Source organism: Bacillus cereus group sp. MYBK216-1, assembly GCF_051916495.1.
Taxonomy (GTDB): Bacteria; Bacillota; Bacilli; order Bacillales; family Bacillaceae_G; genus Bacillus_A; species Bacillus_A thuringiensis_K.
Genome location: NZ_JBQAGT010000005.1, coordinates 274,519 through 296,956, shown reverse-complemented (window position 1 = coordinate 296,956; position 22,438 = coordinate 274,519). Strand labels below are relative to the sequence as shown.

Sequence of the window (22,438 nt, the reverse complement as noted above, 5' to 3'; positions counted from 1 at the left end):
TCAGAAGTCCACTTCCTTTATCGTTTGCTGAAATTCTGTGTCAGTAAAAGCAGTATTCATACGTTGAACTTCCTTTCCATTTCGATAAAATATTAATGTAGGGGTTCCCTCAATATGATATTTTTTTGATTGGCTGACATAATCTTTGTCTTTGTTTCCAATGATAGTGTATACTATCCCTTTATTTCTCTTTGCATAATCATTCACAATAGGGTCAACTAGTTTGCAAGGTGCGCAACCATCTTGCTTCACGAAAATAATCACTTTTTCATTTTCTTCTACTATATTCGGAATTTGATTAAACTTTGTATATTCATAATTAGTCTTTTCATAGGTCATTTTGTGATACATAAACATTCCAAAAAAACCTGCTAACACCAGAATTGAAATACTAATAATTATTTTTTTCATATTACCGCCTTCTTTATTATATTGTTATCTTTGACAATAAATTCTTCCAAGCATTTTTCTGTTACCTCTTTATCGTGTGTTATAAAAATTTTCAATCCTTCTAAGTTTAGCAAATAGTTAATAACAGATAATTTTACATCTTCATCTAAACCATTTGTAATTTCATCAAAAATATAAATCTTCTTTTTGATCAATGTAGAACGTAGTATTTTAACAATTTGCATTTGCCCTAAACTTAACTGTGTACCATCTACATTTTCAAAGTCTATATTTTGAAAAGCAGAATCAGCGTTGAGTTCATTTATAGTTTCTATGATATATTTGTCTTCAATATCCCGTCCTAACTTGATATTATCTAAAACATCAGACTCAAATAAACTCTCACGTCCATCTACATAAATAATATTATCTCTAATAGATTCTTCTGAAACATCTTGTAAGTTTTGTCCATTAACCTTAATACTCCCATTATCAGGAATATAAAGACGAGCGATCAATTTACCAAATGTTGACTTTCCTACCCCATTTAATCCACTAATAGCAAGATTATTACCCTTAATATCTATTGAAAGATTTCTAAATATTTTAGCTGTTGAATCATAATCAAAGGATACATTTTCAAAACTAACTTCTATATCTTCTGCGGGTATTTCAAGTACCTCATCTCCAAAAAATTTAATTCTTGATTCAATTATATTGTAGAGTTTAGCTTGTGCTACTTTTCCTTGTACCAGTGATGACTGTAAGTTAGCAAGATTAAGAATTGGATTTGTCACATAAGAAAGTAATGCATTAAATGTTAGCAGAACACCCGTTGATAATTGGTTATTAATAATTAGATACACTCCGCATGAAAATAGCAAAATGTTAAATGAAGATAAAATAAATGTTTTAAGTTGATTTTGCATAGAATCAAAATTAAACATTTTTGTTCTCGTACCAATATAGTCCGTAAGTTTATCTACTCCTCTGTTTCCAAATTCAGTTTCTAAACTAAGCTGTTTAATAATACTCATGTTGCTAAAAATATTGACTACTGTAGTATTAAATTCTTGGCCCGTTTTGACCAACGATTTACTCAATTTTTCATAACGTCCTTGTGATAAATAAAGTACAAGCAAAAGCGTAACAATTAATACAAGAACAAGACCGGATAATCTACTTTCAGATTTGAATAACAAATAAAAACTGAATCCCATAGTTATAACATTCACCGGAATCATTTGAAGATAAGTTAAAAATCTTTGTCGGATCATTAATACGTTTGAGAGGTTAGTAAGCAATTCTCCTACCTCATAAGATTCAATTGCCATATTTGGTTTAGCTAACAAGCCTTTAAAATATTTTTCAATAATTCTTTTGTCAATTTTTTTACTCATCCAGTTATACATAAAATTATTAGTAAAAGATAATACGAAATTTAAGATATTTATCACTAGATAAACACCCATTAATTCTAATACAAGTGCACTTAGCTTTTGTGGTATCAGAAAGTTGAAGTACAGAGAATAAATATTTGCAAGCACTACACCCAGGAGATAAATTACAATTGATAGGACAAATGATATAACAAGTTGCCATTTTACTAATTTCAAAATTTTCCAGATACTCACTTCTTTAGTATTTTGTTCTATTTCATACTGTATTTCAGAATTTTCTAAATCAATTTCTAATACATACGGTTGCCATATTTCTATGAACTTCTTTATTGTCATTACTTGTTGCTTATCTTTAGTAGAATCTCCAATAATTAAACTAGATTTTTTCTTTTCAAAAACTGTAACGAAATGTATTCCCTCTTCATTCTCAATTTGTGTAATAAACGGATAAGAAACTTCATCAAATACCTCTCTCTGCTTAGTTGCTTGTGAAACAGTTCCATTAATTCCTAAACGTTTTAGACCTTTTTTTAAATCAAAAAAGTTAGTCCCCAACGAAGTATTTTTAATTAATGGTCGAACTTCACAGATTGAGACTTTTTTGCAAAATAGTTCTTCATTATCATAGCCACACACGCTGCGCCACAGTCTTCCTTACCAATCTGAGGAATGACTTCATATTTCATAATTACTCTCCTTTTACTGAAAAATCAGTCATTTTTTAATGTTATTGAAAATTATATTAAGTGATTTTTTTGAATTTATTTATATATCTGATCAAGCTTTTTTAACATTTTTGAAAGATTAGAAGAAAAATTATTTAAATTGAGCTTATGAGCTATTTCATAAGCAGTTTTGTAATCTTCCAACTCAAAAAATAATAATCCTATTAAATCATCAAATGCATATCCATTTTCAAACAGTGATTCTTCTTGATTTAAAACATTGTCTCTAGTATAAATTAGCAACCTAAGTAATTCTTTTTGTTGGGATTTCAATTTTTGAATTTCTTTTATTCCTGTGAGATATATTGCTACAGAACGATCTTCCACAGTTCCCCTCTCGGCACTTTCAAAAAGCATAGTAATATACTTTTCTGCTTCATCATTTTTATTTTTACTTAAATAATAAAAGCCTAAATCCTTAGCAACCTGGTTACTATAAGAGTCATCAGGAAATTTTTTAAAAAAGTTAAGCATTCCTTGTTCATACTCTTGATCAGTCAACATCGGCTTAGCATCTCTATAGTAAAAATAATAGTACCTAGAATTATTGGGATTTTGCTTAAGAATTTTTTCTATTAAAGTTGTGTTCCTGAGTGCTTTATTCTTATTTTTTATCACGACATCTTCATACCCATCATGTTTTACCACTACTTTAGATATTTTTATAGACACTAGATTTAAGCTTTCCTCTATCACAATAGGGTATTCATGAATAACTCCTTCGAATTTAACGGTGTTATCGTTAGGCAGAATTCTACCAGCATTATAAAAAACAGAATCATCTGTATTTATTATTTTCGGTGCAAAAACAATTCTTTCTCTATTGTTAGCATGTTTCAACGTATTTTTAATAGCATCATCAAGATGATCAATACTACCTTTTACTAAAATTTCATCAGAATCTATAAAAAAGATCCAATCTTTACTGGATTTAGAAATTCCAAAATTTCTAGCTTCTGCAAAGTCATCGTTCCAATCGAAATGAAAGATTTTTATATTTTCCATTGTAGCTAAGATACTCAATGTATTATCTGTTGAACCAGTATCAACAACTATTATTTCATCATCTTCTCGTAAGTCCTCATGTATAGCTTCTATACATCTCTCTATTACTCTTTCTTCATTTTTACATATAATAACTATTGAAAATGATTGACTCATTTTATCCTCCTAAAATTAGAATAATCAGATAGTTAAATCACTTTTCTATTATTGTATTATCTTACTTTGAAAAATAGATTATTATTAACAGTATTTATGAAGATATTCTGTGTAATACTGCATTTCGCTACAACTGCTATTGTTACCCGCAATACAGCCTGCAATAGCGATAGTTAACAATTTACTATACAAGGAACAAAATTGACCTGCTCCTCCATATTATTGTATTATCTTACTTTGAAAAAATAATTATTATTAACAGTTATCATGAAGCCATTGTGTGTAATGCTGCATTTCGCTACAACTGCTACTGTTACCTGCCATACAACCTGCAATAGCGACAGGTAACAATTTACTATACAAGGAACAAATGTAACTTGCTCCTCCATTAGATAGCGACGTTTCCATTTCTTCATCTGCTAGTTTACGCAATAAATTAGTCATTACTTTCTCCTCCATTTAGTGATTTAACTATCTTTATTATTCAGAGCTAAAACTCAAAGAGAAAGCTCTTACATTTATTGTAACATTTTTTCCTTAATATGTTAATTATTTTTCCTTAATATGTTAATCTTTTTTTGTTGTCTTGTTAGTTAAAGGGGTACTTAGTACAAAAAATAACCGTAGATAGTAGCACGAACACCGTTCTTGTTATAATTAATTTTTTTCAGAACGTCTATAATCCTCTTTTAAAAAATATATGTAAATATAATAAAAAACGAATGATTAATAGAAATATTCTACACCACTCGTTTTTTATCGGACTTCTTTTTACTGTACTTTTATTTTCTTTATGAGTTATTAGAAAAATAATTGTCTATATAAGTCTTTATTTTTTCAAAATTCTTTTCCATAAATAAGATTGCTGGTACTTCAATTATTGGAAGATTATTTTCATTATCGAAAGCTGGACACGGTTTGGGAACTACCAAATAGTCAACTGAGTTTTTATCTCTAATATAATTAATTGAAACATCATAATACTTAGAAAAATATTCCTTCAAATCATCCTGATTCCTTAAAAATGGTAGAGAAAATATTGAACCATAATTTATACCAGCATCGACAATTAATACAAAGCATATTTTTTTCATGATACACCCTCCTCGTATAATAAGTTTTAAGTTAATAACTGTTCCTTGAAAATTAAATAGTTTTTATCTTCAAGAGCTACATCAAAAAAAATGATGTATGGGTAAAATTTAGTCTTGGATACCGGGGGATTTCCCCAGATAATGGAAGTACGGAAATGAACCCATCGGGAATATGCTTACTCCTCCTGTAGTTCGACCACGTTAAAAGACTGTGACCCAGACCAAAATGCACTGCATACGCACAAGCTGTATCGTTTTCCTTCACTTACCTCTCATAGTGGGGAGGGCAGCTTAGATGAAGGCAATCATTGAATACTCATACGCGAGGTTGTGGCTATGTTTTGGACTCTAGGGAGATCCCACAGTATCCAAGCTCATTCCAAATACTATTCAAAGAAAGGAGGTCCTTTCTTTGAGATTATTCGTAGCTATTGATGTAAGCTCTGAAAAACTTGATGTATGTTTTCTTGACAGTCATGACACTGTTTTGAAAGAAATTTGTCTTTCAAACGATGTGAATGGTGCCAACGCCATTAAGGAGGATGTTCTCCATTTTCATCAGTTGTACAACTATAAAAAAATTGTCATTGGTATGGAGTCTACTTCCGTCTATAGTTTCCATCCTTCCATGTTCCTAACGGAAGATAAGGATTTGAGGGCTTTAGACGTGGAAGTGGTCGTACAAAATCCAAAAGCCATCCATCGGTATAAAAAACTCTTTGAAGAAGATAAGACCGATAAAATAGATGCTTTCCGTATTGCCGATTTTTTACGAATCGGACGGTATAATAAGTTTCTTATCAAGGAGGAAAAATACGTTGCCCTTCAACGTTTAACACGATCTAGATATCAACTCGTTCACCAGCAAACAGAATGTAAGCAACACTTTCTGAAGAACCTTTACTACAAATGTAATATGTTATCGAAAGAGTTAAATACCTCTGTTTTTGGTGCGACGATGATGGAAATACTCTCAGATTCCCTTTCGTTGGATGAAATCGCAGAAATGGATCTAGAAGCACTCGCTACTCTTCTTCAGAAAAAGGGGAAAGGACGCTTTAGCGACCCGGAAGATTTAGCGAAAACCATCAAGAAAGCCATACGTGACTCCTACCGACTAGGTAAGGTCATTCAAGACTCTGTGGACGTTGTATTAGCCACTTATGCACGATTGATTCAAACATTGAAAAAACAAATCAAAGAGATAGAAAAAAGCATTACTGCTTTATTCTAAGCCATTCCAGAAGCGAGATATTTAACAAGTGTTCCAGGCATTGGAGTCGTATACGCCGCGGGAATCATTGCAGAAGTTGGACAAATTGAACGCTTTGAGAACGAAGCACAATTGGCCAAATACACCGGTCTTTACTAGAAAAAATCGCAATCTGGAAACTTTGAATCGGAACGAACACCCATGACACGAACGGGAAACCAGTATCTTCGTTATTACATGGTTGAAGCTGCCAACTCTGTACAACTTCGTGAAGCTACTTACCGTGCTTATTATTTAAAGAAATATGATGAAGTTCCGAAATACAAACATAAAAAAGCCCTTGTCTAAAGCCGTAACTAGATTCGCTAAATTGTTTTTCAAATATTGAACCAAGCACTTGACTGATTGCTTGTTGAACAACCCTATCCACTACTGTCGGTATTCCCAATTTGCGCATCTTCCATAAAAAGAGCCAGGTCCATAAAAAAATAAGGACCTGGCTCATAAAGACATCATTATGTAAAGCCGTTAACTTCCCTACGCTGGTACGAGCCAGATTAGGTCCAAAGGGGTTAAGAAGTTCACGCGCTTCTCTCTCAGCCTACGCATACGTTAGGCACCCCTAGTTTATCACTGATTTAATTTTCAATACTTTTCCATCATACACCATAATTTGGAAAATTAAAAGTTTATTTCTTTTGTTGTTTATGGAATCATCCACGTTAAATAATAAGCCTGAACATAAGTCATAATACCAACAATAATTACGAAGAACAAACTATGCTTCACTGTAAAACGGAACAAATCCGATTCTTTTCCAGCAAGTCCAACTGCTGCACAAGCAATTGCAATCGATTGCGGAGAAATCATTTTTCCTGTTACACCGCCCGTTGTATTTGCTGCAACGAGAAGCACTTCAGATACACCGACTTGCTGCGCTGTAATGGCTTGTAAATTCGAGAACAGTGCATTCGCAGACGTATCAGACCCTGTTAGGAATACGCCAATCCAGCCTAAGAATGGTGAGAAGAACGGGAATAGTCCGCCAGTTCCGGCTAATGCTAACGCTAACGTAGAAGATAGACCAGAATAGTTTGCGATAAATGCAAACCCTAGTACGAATCCGATAGATAGAATTGGCATTTTTAATTCGCTTAACGTTTCTTTAAATGTCACTACTGCATCTTTTACATTCATTTTCAAAATAAACATGGAAATGATACAAGCAATTAAAATCGCTGTTCCAGTTGCCGATAATACATCAAACTTTAGAATTGCCTCGTAAGGCGTTGGTTTATTTACAATGGGCTCTGCTTTCATTACTAAATTATGTAGACCTGGAATTTCAAACTTAAATACAAGACTTTCTAAAGCCCCTCCTGGAGCGAATAATGCCTTAAAGAAACTTTGGCTCCAAATGACTACCATAACCGTTAATACGATAAATGGAGACCATGCCTTCACCACTTTTCCAAACGTTAATTTCGGCATCGATGCTGCTGTCGTTGCTGCTACTTCACTATTTGCTTGCCCGGATTGATAAGTTTCTTTCGGCTGCCAAACTTTTAAGAACAGCGCTAAACTAATTAAACTTACAAGTGCCGATGTAATATCCGGAAGTTCCGGCCCTAAAAATGTCGCTGTAATGAACTGCGTAATCGCAAATGAACTACCCGCTACAAGTAACGCAGGCCACGTTTGTCTTATACCTTTAAATCCATCCATTAAAAATACGATAAAGAATGGAACAAATAATGATAGGAACGGTAATTGATGCCCAGCCATTTGTCCAATTTTATGTGGATCAATACCTGTTACTTGTCCAGCAACTGTAATCGGAATTCCCATCGCTCCGAACGCCACTGGTGCAGTATTTGCAATCAAACAAAGACCTGCTGCGTATAAAGGATTTAACCCAAGACCCGCAAGAAGCGCTGCTGTAATCGCTACTGGTGCCCCAAATCCTGCCGCTCCTTCTAAAAATGCTCCAAATGAAAATCCAATTAAAATAACGAGTAGACGATGATCGTTCGTAATCGATAATACCGATGCACGAATCACATCAAATTGACCTGTTTTTACAGAAATTTTATATAAAAATACGGACATAATGATAATCCAAGCAATTGGCCATAACCCGTACAAAAAACCGTACCCGGTTGCTGCCATTGCCATCTTGAACGGCATTTTATAAGCGAATAACGCTACTAAAACTGTAAGTACAACTGTAATAAATCCTGCTACATACCCCTTCATGCGGAAAACTGCTAAAGCTAAGAAAAAAAAGATAATCGGAATAAGTGCGACCGCTGCCGAAATCCAAATGTTTCCGAATGGATCATAAACTTGTGTCCATGTGTTCATTGTTCTCTCCCCCTAAAGAATCCCCTTTTAAATAGAATAACCTCATCAATAGACTATCAGGTCATCATACCTTTAAGCCTAAAATAAAAAAACGTTTAAGAAAACGTTTTCAACAACTTTCATTTATACTGTACCATAACAATTTCTATTAAAAAAGATTTTTTTGAAAATTTTATTATTTAATAGAAAATCTTACAAAATCGTCACGTTCTTGTAATGTTTATCGATAGGAAGTTTGCCAAAATTATTGCATAATAATAGTATAACAACAGAAATTATTCATGAGGTGATATATATGAACGGAAATAAAATATTAGCTGCGTTATCATACTTTAGTGTACTATTTGCCCCTATCTTATTCCCTATTATCGTTTGGATTGTGGGAGACGCTGAAACAAAACCACATGCAAAACGTGCTCTATGGACACACATCATTCCAAGTATCGCTACATTCATTGGCGTAACTATTTTAGGAATTATGGGTCTTGGATCTGATCAACCAGATGTAACACTTGGAATTGGATCAATGATTGTCTTAGCTATTTGCGGAATCATCAGCTTATACTACTTCATCTGGAACATTGTAAAAGGAATTAAAGTGCTGAAAGCTTAATTTTAAACAAATGTTTGTTTAAAAAGGGCCCCTTGCAAATTGCAAGGGGCCTTTTCCAAATTCGTTCACTTTATCTCCTGCGTTTCTTCTTTTTTCTCATCATTTTCTTTCGGCGCGTATTCACTTTATCCGCTATAATGTGGAGCGTACTTGCCACAACAATTCCCATTAAGAACGTTACAATTTCAACCTCATGTTTCTTCGCAATTTCTATTAAATTACCATCCAGTGCGATTACATTTAATAGAAATAAAAATGGAGAAAAGACGATTAACATGTACGCAATACGAATCACATCACCAAGTATAATCGTATGCGTAAAGAAAGATCGATGCGGCATTACTTTCTTATAAGGATACCAAAATATACGTAAGAAACCCCATTTGTTATAAGCATTACTGTACGTATCTAAATCTGGTGTTAAAAATGAAGTACCTACTAAAAAACCAATTGCAAAAGTTAATAAAAAATCAAAATTTGTTAATCCATACGAAAAGAGCAAAAACAAAACAACCGGAAGGGATATTAAGTTTATTTTCGTATGCGTTCTTCCTGATGGCATAATGCACTTCCTCGCTTACGTTCGTCCTGTCACCTTATGACAGGTTTCACCTATTGACCTAATTTCTGATCGATAAATGTTGTGTCTATATCCGAACCAAACCATTCTGCCAACTTCACTCGTGCCTTATTTTTCACATCTTCATTGACGTATAACGACACCTGTATTAGTGCGGCCGTTAACGCCCCCAAATCATCCGTATAGCCAATTCCAGCAATGAAATCTGGAATCGCATCAATCGGTGCAATAAAATAAGCAAGTGCTCCAATTACAATAATTTTCACTCGTTTTGGAACATCGGGTCTTTGTAAAACGTAAAACAGTAATAAACTTGCATAAATGACCGACTGCCCTGCTTGCTTTGCAACATGTTTTACTTTCTTCCAAAACGCTTCAACTGAAAATTTTTGTTTCATGTAAAAGCCTCCCTATTTTTAAAAAGAAATAAGCTAGAATATGTTATCAGTAAAAGTTCATGGAAATTACACAAAACCTATCAATGAACTTTCATTGTAACAAACAAACCAAAAAAGAACAAGTGTTCGTTAATTTTCACACGATTTCCTTCATATAATAGATTTCTAGATAACCCTTACCCATCTTCATTTCTTATTTCTCAACAAAGAAAATTTTCACTTCCACTTAACATTCTGCTCTACCTTTGTTATATTTTCTAGTTGACGGACATATAAACGAATGTTAAAGTTTTCTCTGGTAGTGACAAATCTTATACAAAAAATGTAAAATGTTATAGTGTTTCTCAGAAATGAATTTTGTTGTATAATACAGAAATGACGTTATGCTTATGAGCAACAAAAGAAACCAAAAGGGTATGCATAGTTATAGTCGTATATGGGTGAATATAGAACCTTTAATTATGGCCAAGAAAACTATGTATTTTTTATTTTAGCATTTTTCGCTCCAAAATCGACCAAGCCTGATAGAGAAAGGGTGGAAATGAATGAAAGAAACCTTGAAATCACAATTTCAAAATGTGCGTTTCACTGTATTCGTAGCTTTAGCCTTATGGCTGAAAACTTACCTTATTACACGCACAAGCTTTGATTTAAAACTTGAATCTTTCATGCAAGAATTCATTTTATTCCTTAGCCCATTAGCAGCATCATTACTGCTTGTTGGTCTTGCATTATTTGCAAAAGGGAAAAAACGTAACTATATAGCACTTGGAATTAATTTTGTCTTAACAATCGTTCTTGTTGGTAACGTAATGTTCTACGGATTCTACAATGACTTCGTTACTTTACCGGTGCTAGGACAAACATCTAACTTTGGAAGTTTAGGTTCTAGTGTAAAAGAATTATTTAACTACAAAATTATTCTTGCATTTGCAGACATTATCATATTCTTCGTTCTGTTGAAGAAAATGAAAAACTTTGCACCTACAGAGCGTGTAGCACGCCCGATGCGTTCCCTATACTTCGTATCAACAGTTGCTATTTTCTTCGCAAACTTAGGACTTGCAGAAGCTGAACGTCCAGAATTATTAACACGTTCATTCGACCGCGTTATGCTTGTTAAAAACTTAGGATTATATGTACACCAAGTATACGATCTTGGCTTACAAGCAAAATCAAGTTCACAAAAAGCATTCGCTGACGGTAGTAAATTACAAGAAACAGAAAACTACGTGAAAACAACACAAAGTAAACCAGATCCAAATATGTTCGGTACTGCAAAAGGGAAAAACGTAATTGTTGTCTCTCTTGAGTCATTACAAACATTCTTAATTGGCGCAACAGTTAACGGACAAGAAGTTACACCATTCTTAAACCAATTTACGAAAGAAAGTTATTACTTTGATAACTTCTTCCATCAAACTGGGCAAGGTAAAACATCTGATGCTGAATTCCTAGTAGATACTTCTTTATATCCACTAGACCGCGGTGCTGTATTCTTCACACACGGTAATAATGAATATACAGCAACTCCAGAAATTTTACGTCAGCAAGGGTATCACACGTCGGTATTCCACGCAAACAACGCAACATTCTGGAACCGTAACATTATGTATCCAGCACTTGGTTATGATCGTTACTACAACGAGCTTGACTACAAGATTACGCCAGAAACAAAATTAAACTGGGGATTAAAAGATATCGAATACTTCGATCAATCTATTGATATGTTAAAACAAGTGAAGCAACCATTCTATACTCGCTTCCTTACTTTAACGAATCATTACCCATTCACTTACGATGACAGTACAAAATTAATCGACGAATATAATTCTGGTGATGGAGTATTTGACCGTTACATGGTAACTGCTCGTTACTTAGACGAAGCAATGAAACACTTTATTGAGCGTCTAAAAGCAGAAGGTATTTACGACAACTCAGTAATCGTATTCTACGGTGACCACTACGGTATTTCTGAAAACCATAACCGTGCAATGGCACAGTTCTTAGGAAAAGAAGAAATCACTGCATTTGACCATATGAACTTACAAAAAACACCGATGTTTATTCACGTTCCAGGTCAAAAAGAAGGTAAAACAATTTCGAAACCAACTGGAGAAATTGATATTAAACCAACTATTCTAAACTTACTTGGTGTAGATTCTACAAATGACGTTCGATTCGGTCATGATGTATTCTCACCTGATAATAAAGGATTTGTTGTTCTTCGTGACGGTAGCTTCGTTACAGATAAATACATGTACACAAACAGTACATTCTACGATCGTGCTACTGGCGAAGTTGTACAATTACCGAAAGAAGAATCTCAACCACTAATTGATCGTGCCCAAAATGAATTGAACATGTCTGATAAAATCATTGAAGGTGACTTACTTCGCTTCTCTGAAAGTAATAAGATTAAAACTGGTGAAGTAAAAACAGTTATTAAAGAAGAAAAGAAGAGCGCTGAGTAATCTCAGCCTCTTTTTTTATTTTCTTCCATACAACTACTTATATTCATTAACTTTAAAATTACATAACCTTTACCAAATATTAACATAGCGTTAATGAAGAATCTCTATAATAAAATATGTAAACGAGGTTCTACATATTTCTTATCTTTCATCTTTCGTAAGATCCCTTAAAGAAATGTGTAAATCTTTTGTTTCTACTTTCTTATAATTGTCTTTCAACATGTTTTGTTTCCATACACAAAACATTCAACAAGACAATGTCCCTATGAAAGATAGCTACCCTCCTTGTGCAGCATTCCATAAGAATGTTGCTTTTTTTTATTTAAAAGCAGGATTCTCATTCTTATTTTCGAATTTGTATATACAAAATGCTGTAAAGTGAAACTTTAATCAGCCCTTACCAATCGGGCAGCTACGGGCAGTTATTCGCCCAATTCACTTCTTTGCTCCACCCTAATTTTTAAGTGGAAGTTTTACTGCCCGTTAATGCGGGGTAAATCATCCTTACTTCTCTATGATTTATAAATACATATACGGTCATATGTAGAGAATTGCTTACATAAAAATTACTATAGTAATTTTTATGTCGCATGAATGAAAGTTTCACATTACTTACGTACTTACGAAAGGATGGGACGGAAATTGGCATACGAAAAATTTGTACTTTGGAATGATGAAGTTATTGATACAACAAAACAACAAACGTACATAGAACTTGAAGAGAGAGGTTTGCAGTTCGGAGATGGTGTCTACGAGGTGATTCGCCTATATAAAGGGAACTTTCACTTATTAGATCCGCACATAACGAGATTATATCGCTCCATGGAAGAAATAGAATTATCGCTCCCTTTCTCAAAAGCTGAGCTCATCACTTTACTTTACAAATTAATTGAACGAAATCATTTCCATGAAGATGGCACAATTTATTTGCAAGTATCTCGTGGTGTACAAGCTCGCACACATATATTTTCATATGACAACCCTCCGACAATTTATGCCTATATTACAAAAAAAGAAAGACCAGCATTATGGATTGAATATGGTATACGTGCTATATCAGAACCCGATACTCGATGGCTACGCTGTGACATTAAATCATTAAATTTATTACCAAACGTACTAGCTGCTACGAAAGCTGAACGGAAAGGTTGTAAAGAGGCACTTCTCGTAAGGAATGGTATTGTAACGGAAGGAAGCCATTCCAACTTCTTTTTAATTAAAAACGGAACTCTTTACACACATCCAGCCAATCACCTTATTTTAAATGGCATTATTCGTCAATATGTCCTTTCTTTAGCTAATACTCTTCACATTCCTGTACAGGAAGAACTTTTCAGCGTTCGTGACGTTTATCAAGCAGATGAATGCTTTTTTACAGGCACAACGATTGAAATTTTACCAATGACCCACCTTGATGGGACCGCGATTCAAGATGGGCAAGTTGGGCCTATCACCAAAAAACTGCAAAAATCTTTTAATCAAATCTTGTTACAATCCAATATGACCTCTTCTTAAACACGAATAATTTCTGTCCTTTCATATTCAATATATGCATTTAAATGGAAATCAAGGTGTAATTTTATGCCTTGATTTTTTTCTTGTAATCTTTTTGTCATATTCAGATTCCTATATAAGTCTTGACAGTAATCGACATGCTCTTTAGAATTTTTAACAGTTGGTAAATATTTCTTCACTACATTACAGACAGAAAGGAATCGACAAATTATGAAAAAGTATCTTGCCGGTCTTGCGGCAGTGTCTGTAGCAGGAGGAGCAGCACCTACACTTGATAGTGTTCAAGCTGCACCTGAACAAAATACACAAAAAGCTGCTACAACTGTCCAAGCTTCTGCATCAAACAGCTCATCTTATAAGGTAAACGCGAGCGTATTACATGTTCGTGCAGGATCAAGCACTTCTCACGACATCATCTCACGCGTTTATAACGGTCAATCATTAAACGTGATTGGCGAAGAAAATGGTTGGTTCAAAATTAACATTAATGGACAAACAGGCTTTGTTAGTGGCGAATTTGTATCAAAAAGTGGAGCAGCAAACAACAATGTAAGTACAGGTGGAAACAATAAAGTTACCGCTGATGTATTACGTGTACGTACAGCTCCTAACACATCTAGTTCTGTTTCTGGACGTGTATATGAAGGACAAACATTAAACGTAATTGGACAAGAAAATGGTTGGGTGAAAATTAACCATAATGGACAAGTAGGTTATGTAAGTGGCGAATTCGTATCTGGCGTTTCTTCTAATGCGGGTTCTTCAAACAACAATACGAATAATAACAACCAAGAAGTAAAACCAGCAAGCGGAAACTATACAGTAAATGTATCTTCCCTTCGCGTTCGTACAGGTCCTAGCACTTCTCACACAACTGTAGGTTCTGTTACAAAAGGACAAGTAGTACAAGTTGTTGGAGAAGTTCAAGATTGGTTCAAAATCAATTACGCAGGACAAACTGCTTATGTAAGCAAAGACTATGTAACAAAAGGCGGTTCCAACGAAAACGTTACAGAAGGCAACAAACAAGAGCAAAACAATAATGGAACTATTCAAACTGGTGGTTCTTACGTGGTTAACGCTACATCTTTACGTGTTCGTACAGGCCCTGCCGCTTACCATAGTGTAATTGGTGGCGTTTTAAACGGTACAACATTAAACGTAGTTGGATCTGAAAACGGTTGGTTTAAAGTGAATTACCAAGGAAAAACAGGCTTTGTTAGTAGCGAATTTGTAAAATTCGTTAAAGGTGGCACTACTACTCCTGAGCAACCAAAACAACCTGAAAAACCTAACCAAGGTGCAATTGGCGACTACTACATTAATGCTTCTGCACTAAATGTACGTAGCGGCGAAGGTACAAATTATAGAATCATAGGCGCACTTCCACAAGGACAGAAGGTTCAAGTAATCTCTGAAAACTCTGGATGGAGCAAAATTAACTACAACGGTCAAACTGGTTATATCGGAACACGTTATCTGTCTAAAACACCAGTTGGAGGCGCAGTAGATAATAAGCCTAACAATAACCAAAATAACAATCAAAACAATAACAACAATAATAATACAGGCAACAATAGCGGCGACAGTTCTTCCGTACTTGCATACGCAAAATCAATGCAAGGTGTACCATACGTTTGGGGCGGAACTTCTGCTAACGGCGTAGACTGCAGTGGCTACATCTACCACGTATTTAAGAAATTTGGTCATAACATTAGCCGTCAAAGTGTTGCGGGATACTGGAGTAGCCTACCAAAAACTTCAAGTCCACAACCTGGTGACTTAATTTATTTCCAAAACACTTATAAATCTGGTCCTTCACACATGGGTATTTACCTTGGAGGCGGATCGTTTATCCAAGCTGGAGATAAAGGTGTTGCAATCGCTTCATTAAGTAACTCTTATTGGAAGAGCCACTTCTTAGGATACACGAAAGCACCTTAATTAATAGTTTCAAAGCCTTCTAATTTACTAGAAGGCTTTTTTGCTATGAGTTCAACATATTACTCCCTTTCTCCTACCTTCTCTCTACAAAAATAATGTATCCATTCTTCTATTTCATACACTTTATTCTGCAAAAACAATGCATAACGTTATCATAATGTATATATTTTCATAAAAAACATAACCTATTTCATGTCTATTTATTTTATATGTGTTTTTTTGAAGAATTTTCTTTTTATTTAAACTTTTCATTAGACGTTTGACCTCCGATGTCCATTATGATAAGTTACTAAAGATGTTATATTCGTAAACGTATAGACAACTGGTTTATACACTGTTTTTACTATGAGGAAGGAGCATACACTGCATGAATCTTTTATGGGGAATTGGCGGCGTGATTGGAGTATTAGCAATTGCTTTCTTACTATCTTCCAACCGCAAAGCTATTAATTGGCGCACAATTTTAATTGCGCTAGCATTACAAATGTCATTTTCATTTATCGTATTACGATGGGACGCTGGTAAAGCAGGTTTAAAACACGCTGCTGACGGTGTTCAAGGATTAATTAATTTTTCTTACGAGGGAATTAAGTTCGTTACTGGGGATTTAGTCAACGCAAAGGGACCTTGGGGATTTGTATTCTTTATTCAAGCACTACTTCCAATCGTATTTATTAGTTCATTAGTAGCAATCTTATATTATTTCGGTATTATGCAGAAATTTGTTAGCATCGTTGGTGGTGCATTAAGTAAACTTCTTGGAACTTCTAAAGCAGAAAGCCTAAACTCAGTAACGACTGTATTTTTAGGACAAACTGAAGCTCCAATCTTAATTAAACCTTACTTAGCACGCTTAACAAATAGTGAATTCTTCACTATTATGGTAAGCGGTATGACAGCTGTTGCTGGATCTGTTCTTGTCGGTTATGCAGCAATGGGTATTCCGTTAGAGCACTTATTAGCAGCTGCAATTATGGCGGCTCCATCGAGCTTATTAATTGCGAAACTAATCATGCCAGAGACAGAAAAAGTAGATAATAACGTTGAACTTTCTACAGAACGTGAAGACGCAAATGTTATTGATGCAGCTGCACGCGGCGCATCTGAAGGTATGCAACTTGTTATTAACGTAGCAGCAATGTTAATGGCTTTCATCGCATTAATCGCTTTATTAAATGGATTATTAGGATGGGTTGGTTCTCTGTTCGATATTAAACTTAGCCTTGATTTAATCTTTGGTTACTTATTATCACCATTCGCAATCTTAATCGGGGTTTCTCCTGGTGAAGCGATACAAGCAGCAAGCTTTATCGGTCAAAAACTTGCAATCAACGAATTCGTTGCATACGCAAACTTAGGACCACACATGGCAGAGTTCTCTGACAAAACAAATCTAATTTTAACATTCGCAATCTGTGGATTTGCAAACTTCTCTTCTATCGCAATTCAATTAGGTGTAACAGGAACACTAGCTCCTACTCGCCGTAAACAAATTGCACAATTAGGGATTAAAGCAGTTATCGCTGGTACATTAGCGAACTTCTTAAATGCAGCAGTTGCAGGTATGATGTTCCTATAAACTTATATAGAGTCTTCTCTTTCTACAAGAGGAGACTTTTTTCATGCAATCCAAACGTCTTTTATGTATCTATTAATCAATTTATCCTAAATATAAGTACATTATGATACAATAATGTTTAAGTCTTTTTATTTTTCTTATGAAAATAGAGATACTACTTGTTGTTGCCCTTCAAAAGAGTTTCACGGCATGGTCAATTTCTTAATAATTGCGCATACTACAAGTATCTATTGATGAAATAGCTTTAAGGAGGAAAGTTTTGTGAAAGATAAGTTCTATAAAATCCTCTCTATGTGGATTTTACAAATTGTATTTTATTTTACTACTGTATATGTGACGAAATATGAGCATGCGCTCATTTTTACAATAATATACGTAATCGTAAACGTACTATTCTTATTTTTAGCTGACAAAACAGCATTTGTTTTCTTCATACTAGGAACCATTATTTCCGTATTTTATTTGTTTTATCAAGCATGGCTTCATTTATGGAGTACATCAGATCAATGGCAATATATGATTATCCACTTCCTGATGGCAGCTAACTTCTTCATTGTATATATAACAACTCACCTATTGAAAAAAGTGATTCATGAAAATAAAACTTTAACTGAGCGTGTGAGAACATTGGAACAATATATTGGAGAATCCAAATTACTAACAAGACAAGAATTCGAGAGACGCCAAGCGTTATTAACGACTGCAATGAATCGTCGTAATGAAACAGGCTTTATCATTTACTTTGATTTCACTTCCTTTAGTAAATATACGAAGGAAAGTGTTATGGACCGTGTAGCTTCCTTATTAGTTGAAACGGTAAGGAATGATTTTGACCTTGCTGCTGAATATGATAATAATACGCTAGTTATTTTATTACAAAACACAAATGAAGCTGGTGCTGACATTGTAATGAACCGCCTAAAGCCAAAAATGGAGCAATGGCTTGCTGCTGAAGCAATCCGAGATATAAAAATTTCACGCGAGCAAATTGGAAACAAAGGACAGACCCTGTTATGATGACTCTCGTTATACTTCTTTTATTCCTTCTGTTTTGCGTACTCGTTTTTTGGATCAGTATCACATTTTCAATTAAATATGTACTTATTTTTACGGCTTTTCTATTCTCTGGCTTACTCGTTTACTACTCTTTCTTAACAATCGCGGGCCTAATTCACCGAAATAGTAAACGAAAAAATCGTACATTAGAACATTATCCGAGCGTCGATATTTTCATACCTGCCCATAATGAAGGCGTCGTTATTAAAGATACTTTAGAAGCAATGGCTAAGATTGAGTATCCTGGAAAGCTAACTATTTATTTATTAAATGATAACTCTCAAGACGAAACACCTGAAATCGGCGATGATTTTGACAAGGCTTATGCTCATATTCGCCACATTCGTGTTCCCCCTGGTGAACCGAAGGGTAAATCACGTGTACTAAACTATGGGCTTAGTATTTCAGATGGTGAATACTTCTGTGTGTACGATGCAGATAACCAACCTGAACCACACGCACTGCGAATGCTTGTAGAGCACGCTGAAACAACTGAAGATGCTGTTGGAGCTGTTGGACATGTTCGTACAGTAAACGAAAAGCGAAACTGGCTGACGCGAATGATTTCACTGGAATTTCAAATCTTCCAGCTCCTTATGCAATCTGGACGCTGGTTACTATTCCAAACAGGCTCACTGACAGGAACAAATATGCTTCTTCGTCGCTCCGCACTAGAAGAGCTTGGTGGCTATGATCCTTATGCAATTGCAGAAGATGCTGAATTAACATTACGAATTACACAAAAAGGTTATCTCTTACCAATCGTCCCAGAATCAGTTACTTGTGAACAAGAACCAGAGCATTTAAAAATTCTTATTAAACAACGTACACGTTGGCTCCAAGGGAATTTATATATTTTAGAAAAAATGTTCTCATCATTAAGTTTCTTTAAAGGAAAGCTGCTTGTTCATTCCTTACAACAAGTTCTAGTGTATGTTGTATTTTGGCTATTCCTAATCATTTCAAACGTTTGGTTTGTAATTGGGCTACTCGGGATATTCCAAATTCAATATAGCATTCCGCTACTATTTATGTGGTATGTCGCATATATTACATATGTTTCTCAATTATTTAGTGCCCAGAGTGTCGAACGAACCTTTACACCGACTAATATTTTTATTAGCGTTATTATGTACTTTACGTACGCACAGCTCTTTACGTACTTATTTATTCGTAGCTTAATCTTATACTTACGTGCAAAGAGCAAGAAACAAGTCATTGGCTGGGATAAGACAGTTCGATTTAAAAAAGATAAATAATAAAAATAAGCACAGAGCGCCGTATGCTCTGTGCTTATTTATTGCCGTATAAATTATATATCAGACAATACCCCTTAGCTGAAAGTAATTTCACGTCCATCCCCCAACGAACGATCGACCTTCATTTATATACGAAAAAGTGATTGCTATTTTTGTAGAACCAATTGCTTCTCTTGCTGTTCTTTGCGCGTTTCAGTCTTAGGTTCCGTGCTTTCTTGGACACTACGATGTGCCACACGTTTCAAACAAATATGCTTCCACTTTCTTTCGTAACGTTTCATTATTCTAGATGTCCCCCTTGAATGCGCTTTAAAACTATTTGAAATCGCTTACAGGAAATAATATAGCACATATATATAAAAGTGACAACACATTTCCGACAATTTTTTGTCAAAAATATGAATAGAATTTGAAAGATATCGAAAATTGTCGAAACTAATCGATTTCCCTTCGTATAAAAGGCATACTACTTATATGATAAAGTATTTTATTTCCCCTACCCGCATTTCAAATTCCTTCTATATAAAGTGAAACTTTAATTAGCCATCACCAATCGGGCTTTTACAAGTAGCTCGACTTATTTGCTTTTGCTGAATTTTGAGGTGGTGTTCTTACTGCTCGGCAAATAGAGGTATAAAAAAAGAGCTGATATGAAATCAGCTCTTTTCCTTCTATTATTAATGACGCTTCCTACGTCCTTCTTTTTGTAACTCTTTAAATAATGCTGCCATCATAAAGAAAATAACAAAGACGAACGGGAATGCTGCAATGATAGCTGCCGTTTGTAAGGCTTCTAATCCACCAACATATAATAAGATAGAAGCTAGCGCGGCTAGAACGATACCCCAAATCATTTTAATGCGATTTGGTGGGTTTAAACTACCATGTGTCGTTAACATCCCTAAAACGAATGTCGCAGAATCTGCAGATGTAATAAAGAATGTAGAAATAAGAAGAATCGCTAGAACAGATAAAGCTGATCCAAAGCTTCCCATCTGATCAAACATAGCAAACAATCCTACTTCTGTTCCCATCTCTTTAATTTTTTCAAAGATATGTGCATCACCAAACAGCTCCATATGAATACCTGTTCCGCCGAAAACAGAGAACCAAAGGGCACCAATTATTGTCGGTACGAGTAACACACCGATTACAAACTCACGAATGGTACGTCCTCGTGAAACACGAGCAATAAACGTACCTACGAACGGTGACCATGCAATCCACCATGCCCAATAGAAAATTGTCCACGATTGAATCCATTGGTTTCCACCTTCGTCTAATGGACTTAAACGGAAGCTCATGCTTGGCAATTCTTGAATGTAAGAACCGATTGTTGAAGTGAAGTAATTCATAATAAAGTTTGTTGGACCCGCAAATAATACAATAATCATAAGTGCAAACGCAAAAATAATGTTCGTATTACTTAAATATTTAATTCCTTTATCAAGACCTGTTTGCGCAGATAACATAAATAATACTGTTACGATTGCAATAATAACTAACTGAGTCGTTAATGAGTTCGGGATAGATGTTAAATAACTAACACCACCTGCAATTTGTTTCGCCCCGAGACCTAATGACGTTGCAACACCAAACACAGTTGCGAAAACAGCTAACACATCAAATGAATGAGCAATACGCCCGTGTTCCCCGCCCTTAAATAACGGACCTACTGTCGCACTAATCGTACTTGCTTTTCCTTTTCTAAAGGTAAAGTAAGCAATACATAACGCTACAAACGCATATAGTCCCCAAGGATGTAATCCCCAATGGAAAAATGAAAAACGCAGTGCAAGGCGCGCACTTTCCTCAGTTGCACCTTCTCCAAACGGAGGTGCGTATAAATGATTTAATGGTTCGGCAACGCCCCAGAAGACTAAGCCGATACCCATACCAGCACTAAATAACATAGCAAACCATGTCATATAACTATAATCAGGTTCGTCATCATCTTTACCTAAACGAATAGAACCGTATTTCGAAACAATTAAAAAGATAGACACACCTAAAATAATAGAAACGGAAATAATATAAAACCACCCGAACTTACTAACTAATGCAGTTTGAATTGCGGTTGTTACATTTCCTAAGCTACCTTTTCCAATAATAGATTCGGGAATAATCCCCCAAATTGTAAATGCAATACATAATGTTAATGAAACGATGAATGTTTTTGTCAGTTTCCTCATCAAATCCCCCTTCGTAGGTTTCGTTTTTGTAAATAACATAAATTCCGATATGTAAAATCGGATAGAAAACTATAATTTTGCGGTGATTTTCTTACTTTCACCTTCACCAATTCGAATTCTTATGGACAGCCTTACCTTTCGTATAACCTTTTCACTCTGCAAGAGCTACAAGTTAGAAATACTACTGTCAAATTGTGTGAGAAAAACGCGGATAGGAATGTATTTTCCTAAAAAAGGATGTGTTACATATGTAAAAAAGGGCAAAGTTCTTCCTTGCAACCCTTTCGTTTTGTAACAATTATGCGGTTTTTTTGCTAGTATATAGCACGTGTTTATAGCTTCACAAACAAAATGTTTATGTTTATATAACTATATTACCCATAAAACGGTAAAACACTCAAGGAATGTAATCGTTTAGTAAACATCATGTAACACCTTTGTAATATTTTTATTTACGTCGAAAAAAACATGTTGTATTAAA

Annotated in this window: 19 protein-coding genes, 2 pseudogenes and 1 riboswitch; of the genes and pseudogenes, 9 read left to right on the top strand and 12 right to left on the bottom strand. The window is 34.8% G+C overall.

Annotation, left to right across the window (positions count from 1 at the left end; translation table 11 throughout):
• From ACTFRH_RS19705 to ACTFRH_RS19680, 6 genes are all read right to left on the bottom strand, one after another.
• Entirely contained in the window at window positions 1–411 is a 411-nt protein-coding gene (locus ACTFRH_RS19705) for a thioredoxin family protein (RefSeq protein WP_000720262.1), read from the bottom strand.
• A complete protein-coding gene (locus tag ACTFRH_RS19700; RefSeq protein ID WP_374221644.1) occupies window positions 408–2,381 on the bottom strand; it encodes an ABC transporter transmembrane domain-containing protein in 1,974 nt (657 codons plus the stop codon). Before ACTFRH_RS19700 ends, ACTFRH_RS19705 begins: the two co-directional genes overlap by 4 nt.
• Window positions 2,360–2,476, bottom strand: coding sequence for a cysteine peptidase family C39 domain-containing protein (locus ACTFRH_RS19695; protein WP_080545911.1), 117 nt, complete (start codon window positions 2,474–2,476; stop codon window positions 2,360–2,362). Before ACTFRH_RS19695 ends, ACTFRH_RS19700 begins: the two co-directional genes overlap by 22 nt.
• A gap of 75 nt (window positions 2,477–2,551) precedes the next feature.
• Window positions 2,552–3,676 carry a glycosyltransferase family 2 protein gene (locus ACTFRH_RS19690; protein WP_000083335.1) on the bottom strand — a complete coding sequence of 375 codons (1,125 nt, stop codon included), beginning with the start codon at window positions 3,674–3,676 and terminating at the stop codon, window positions 2,552–2,554.
• Window positions 3,677–3,931: 255 nt separating this feature from the next.
• Complete coding sequence (locus ACTFRH_RS19685) at window positions 3,932–4,120, bottom strand: hypothetical protein (RefSeq protein ID WP_000183241.1); 189 nt, start codon at window positions 4,118–4,120, stop codon at window positions 3,932–3,934.
• A gap of 347 nt (window positions 4,121–4,467) precedes the next feature.
• A complete protein-coding gene (locus tag ACTFRH_RS19680; RefSeq protein WP_000717611.1) occupies window positions 4,468–4,770 on the bottom strand; it encodes a hypothetical protein in 303 nt (100 codons plus the stop codon).
• A 412-nt stretch (window positions 4,771–5,182) separates the two neighbouring features.
• Between ACTFRH_RS19680 and ACTFRH_RS19675 the strand changes: the two genes are divergently transcribed.
• A complete protein-coding gene (locus ACTFRH_RS19675; RefSeq protein WP_001236332.1) occupies window positions 5,183–6,004 on the top strand; it encodes an IS110 family transposase in 822 nt (273 codons plus the stop codon).
• Between the two features lie 3 nt (window positions 6,005–6,007).
• Window positions 6,008–6,331 (top strand): annotated as a pseudogene (locus ACTFRH_RS19670) (transposase).
• Here ACTFRH_RS19670 and ACTFRH_RS19665 read toward each other — a convergent pair.
• Window positions 6,327–6,443: pseudogene (locus ACTFRH_RS19665) on the bottom strand (Retron-type RNA-directed DNA polymerase); the annotation flags it as partial. The pseudogenes ACTFRH_RS19670 and ACTFRH_RS19665 sit on opposite strands and share 5 nt — an antisense overlap.
• Window positions 6,444–6,500: 57 nt before the next feature.
• A riboswitch (TPP riboswitch) is annotated at window positions 6,501–6,617 on the bottom strand.
• A 71-nt stretch (window positions 6,618–6,688) separates the two neighbouring features.
• Window positions 6,689–8,347, bottom strand: a complete 1,659-nt coding sequence (gene lldP, locus ACTFRH_RS19660; RefSeq protein ID WP_001099332.1) for an L-lactate permease — start codon at window positions 8,345–8,347, stop codon at window positions 6,689–6,691.
• 295 nt (window positions 8,348–8,642) lie between these two features.
• On the opposite strand from lldP, the gene ACTFRH_RS19655 reads away from it, so the two are divergent.
• A complete protein-coding gene (locus ACTFRH_RS19655; RefSeq protein ID WP_001014099.1) occupies window positions 8,643–8,960 on the top strand; it encodes a DUF4870 domain-containing protein in 318 nt (105 codons plus the stop codon).
• Window positions 8,961–9,030: 70 nt separating this feature from the next.
• Here ACTFRH_RS19655 and ACTFRH_RS19650 read toward each other — a convergent pair whose 3' ends face one another.
• A complete protein-coding gene (locus tag ACTFRH_RS19650) occupies window positions 9,031–9,522 on the bottom strand; it encodes a metal-binding protein (protein ID WP_001139059.1) in 492 nt (163 codons plus the stop codon).
• A 50-nt stretch (window positions 9,523–9,572) separates the two neighbouring features.
• Window positions 9,573–9,938 carry a YkvA family protein gene (locus tag ACTFRH_RS19645; RefSeq protein WP_000810373.1) on the bottom strand — a complete coding sequence of 122 codons (366 nt, stop codon included), beginning with the start codon at window positions 9,936–9,938 and terminating at the stop codon, window positions 9,573–9,575.
• A gap of 545 nt (window positions 9,939–10,483) precedes the next feature.
• Between ACTFRH_RS19645 and ACTFRH_RS19640 the strand changes: the two genes are divergently transcribed.
• The 6 genes from ACTFRH_RS19640 to ACTFRH_RS19615 all read left to right on the top strand — a co-directional run bounded on the left by ACTFRH_RS19640 (window position 10,484) and on the right by ACTFRH_RS19615 (window position 19,765).
• Window positions 10,484–12,412: an LTA synthase family protein gene (locus ACTFRH_RS19640; RefSeq protein ID WP_000665350.1), complete on the top strand. Its 1,929-nt coding sequence runs from the start codon at window positions 10,484–10,486 to the stop codon at window positions 12,410–12,412.
• Window positions 12,413–13,042: 630 nt separating this feature from the next.
• Window positions 13,043–13,927, top strand: coding sequence for a D-amino-acid transaminase (locus ACTFRH_RS19635; protein ID WP_080029564.1), 885 nt, complete (start codon window positions 13,043–13,045; stop codon window positions 13,925–13,927).
• A 210-nt stretch (window positions 13,928–14,137) separates the two neighbouring features.
• On the top strand, window positions 14,138–15,871 hold the full coding sequence (locus tag ACTFRH_RS19630; protein ID WP_000760294.1) for a C40 family peptidase: 1,734 nt from the start codon (window positions 14,138–14,140) through the stop codon (window positions 15,869–15,871).
• A gap of 367 nt (window positions 15,872–16,238) precedes the next feature.
• Window positions 16,239–17,450: a NupC/NupG family nucleoside CNT transporter gene (locus ACTFRH_RS19625; RefSeq protein WP_001051029.1), complete on the top strand. Its 1,212-nt coding sequence runs from the start codon at window positions 16,239–16,241 to the stop codon at window positions 17,448–17,450.
• Window positions 17,451–17,711: 261 nt separating this feature from the next.
• Window positions 17,712–18,467, top strand: coding sequence for a diguanylate cyclase (locus ACTFRH_RS19620; RefSeq protein ID WP_000653233.1), 756 nt, complete (start codon window positions 17,712–17,714; stop codon window positions 18,465–18,467).
• A complete protein-coding gene (locus ACTFRH_RS19615) occupies window positions 18,464–19,765 on the top strand; it encodes a glycosyltransferase family 2 protein (protein ID WP_440048778.1) in 1,302 nt (433 codons plus the stop codon). Before ACTFRH_RS19620 ends, ACTFRH_RS19615 begins: the two co-directional genes overlap by 4 nt.
• A gap of 146 nt (window positions 19,766–19,911) precedes the next feature.
• On the opposite strand, the gene ACTFRH_RS19610 is transcribed toward ACTFRH_RS19615, so the two are convergent.
• Both ACTFRH_RS19610 and opuD read right to left on the bottom strand, forming a co-directional pair.
• Window positions 19,912–20,046 (bottom strand): hypothetical protein, encoded by a 135-nt coding sequence (locus tag ACTFRH_RS19610; protein ID WP_000833067.1) that lies wholly within the window; start codon window positions 20,044–20,046, stop codon window positions 19,912–19,914.
• Between the two features lie 396 nt (window positions 20,047–20,442).
• Window positions 20,443–21,957, bottom strand: coding sequence for a glycine betaine transporter OpuD (gene opuD, locus ACTFRH_RS19605; protein ID WP_001230114.1), 1,515 nt, complete (start codon window positions 21,955–21,957; stop codon window positions 20,443–20,445).
• Between the last annotated feature and the right edge of the window lie 481 nt (window positions 21,958–22,438).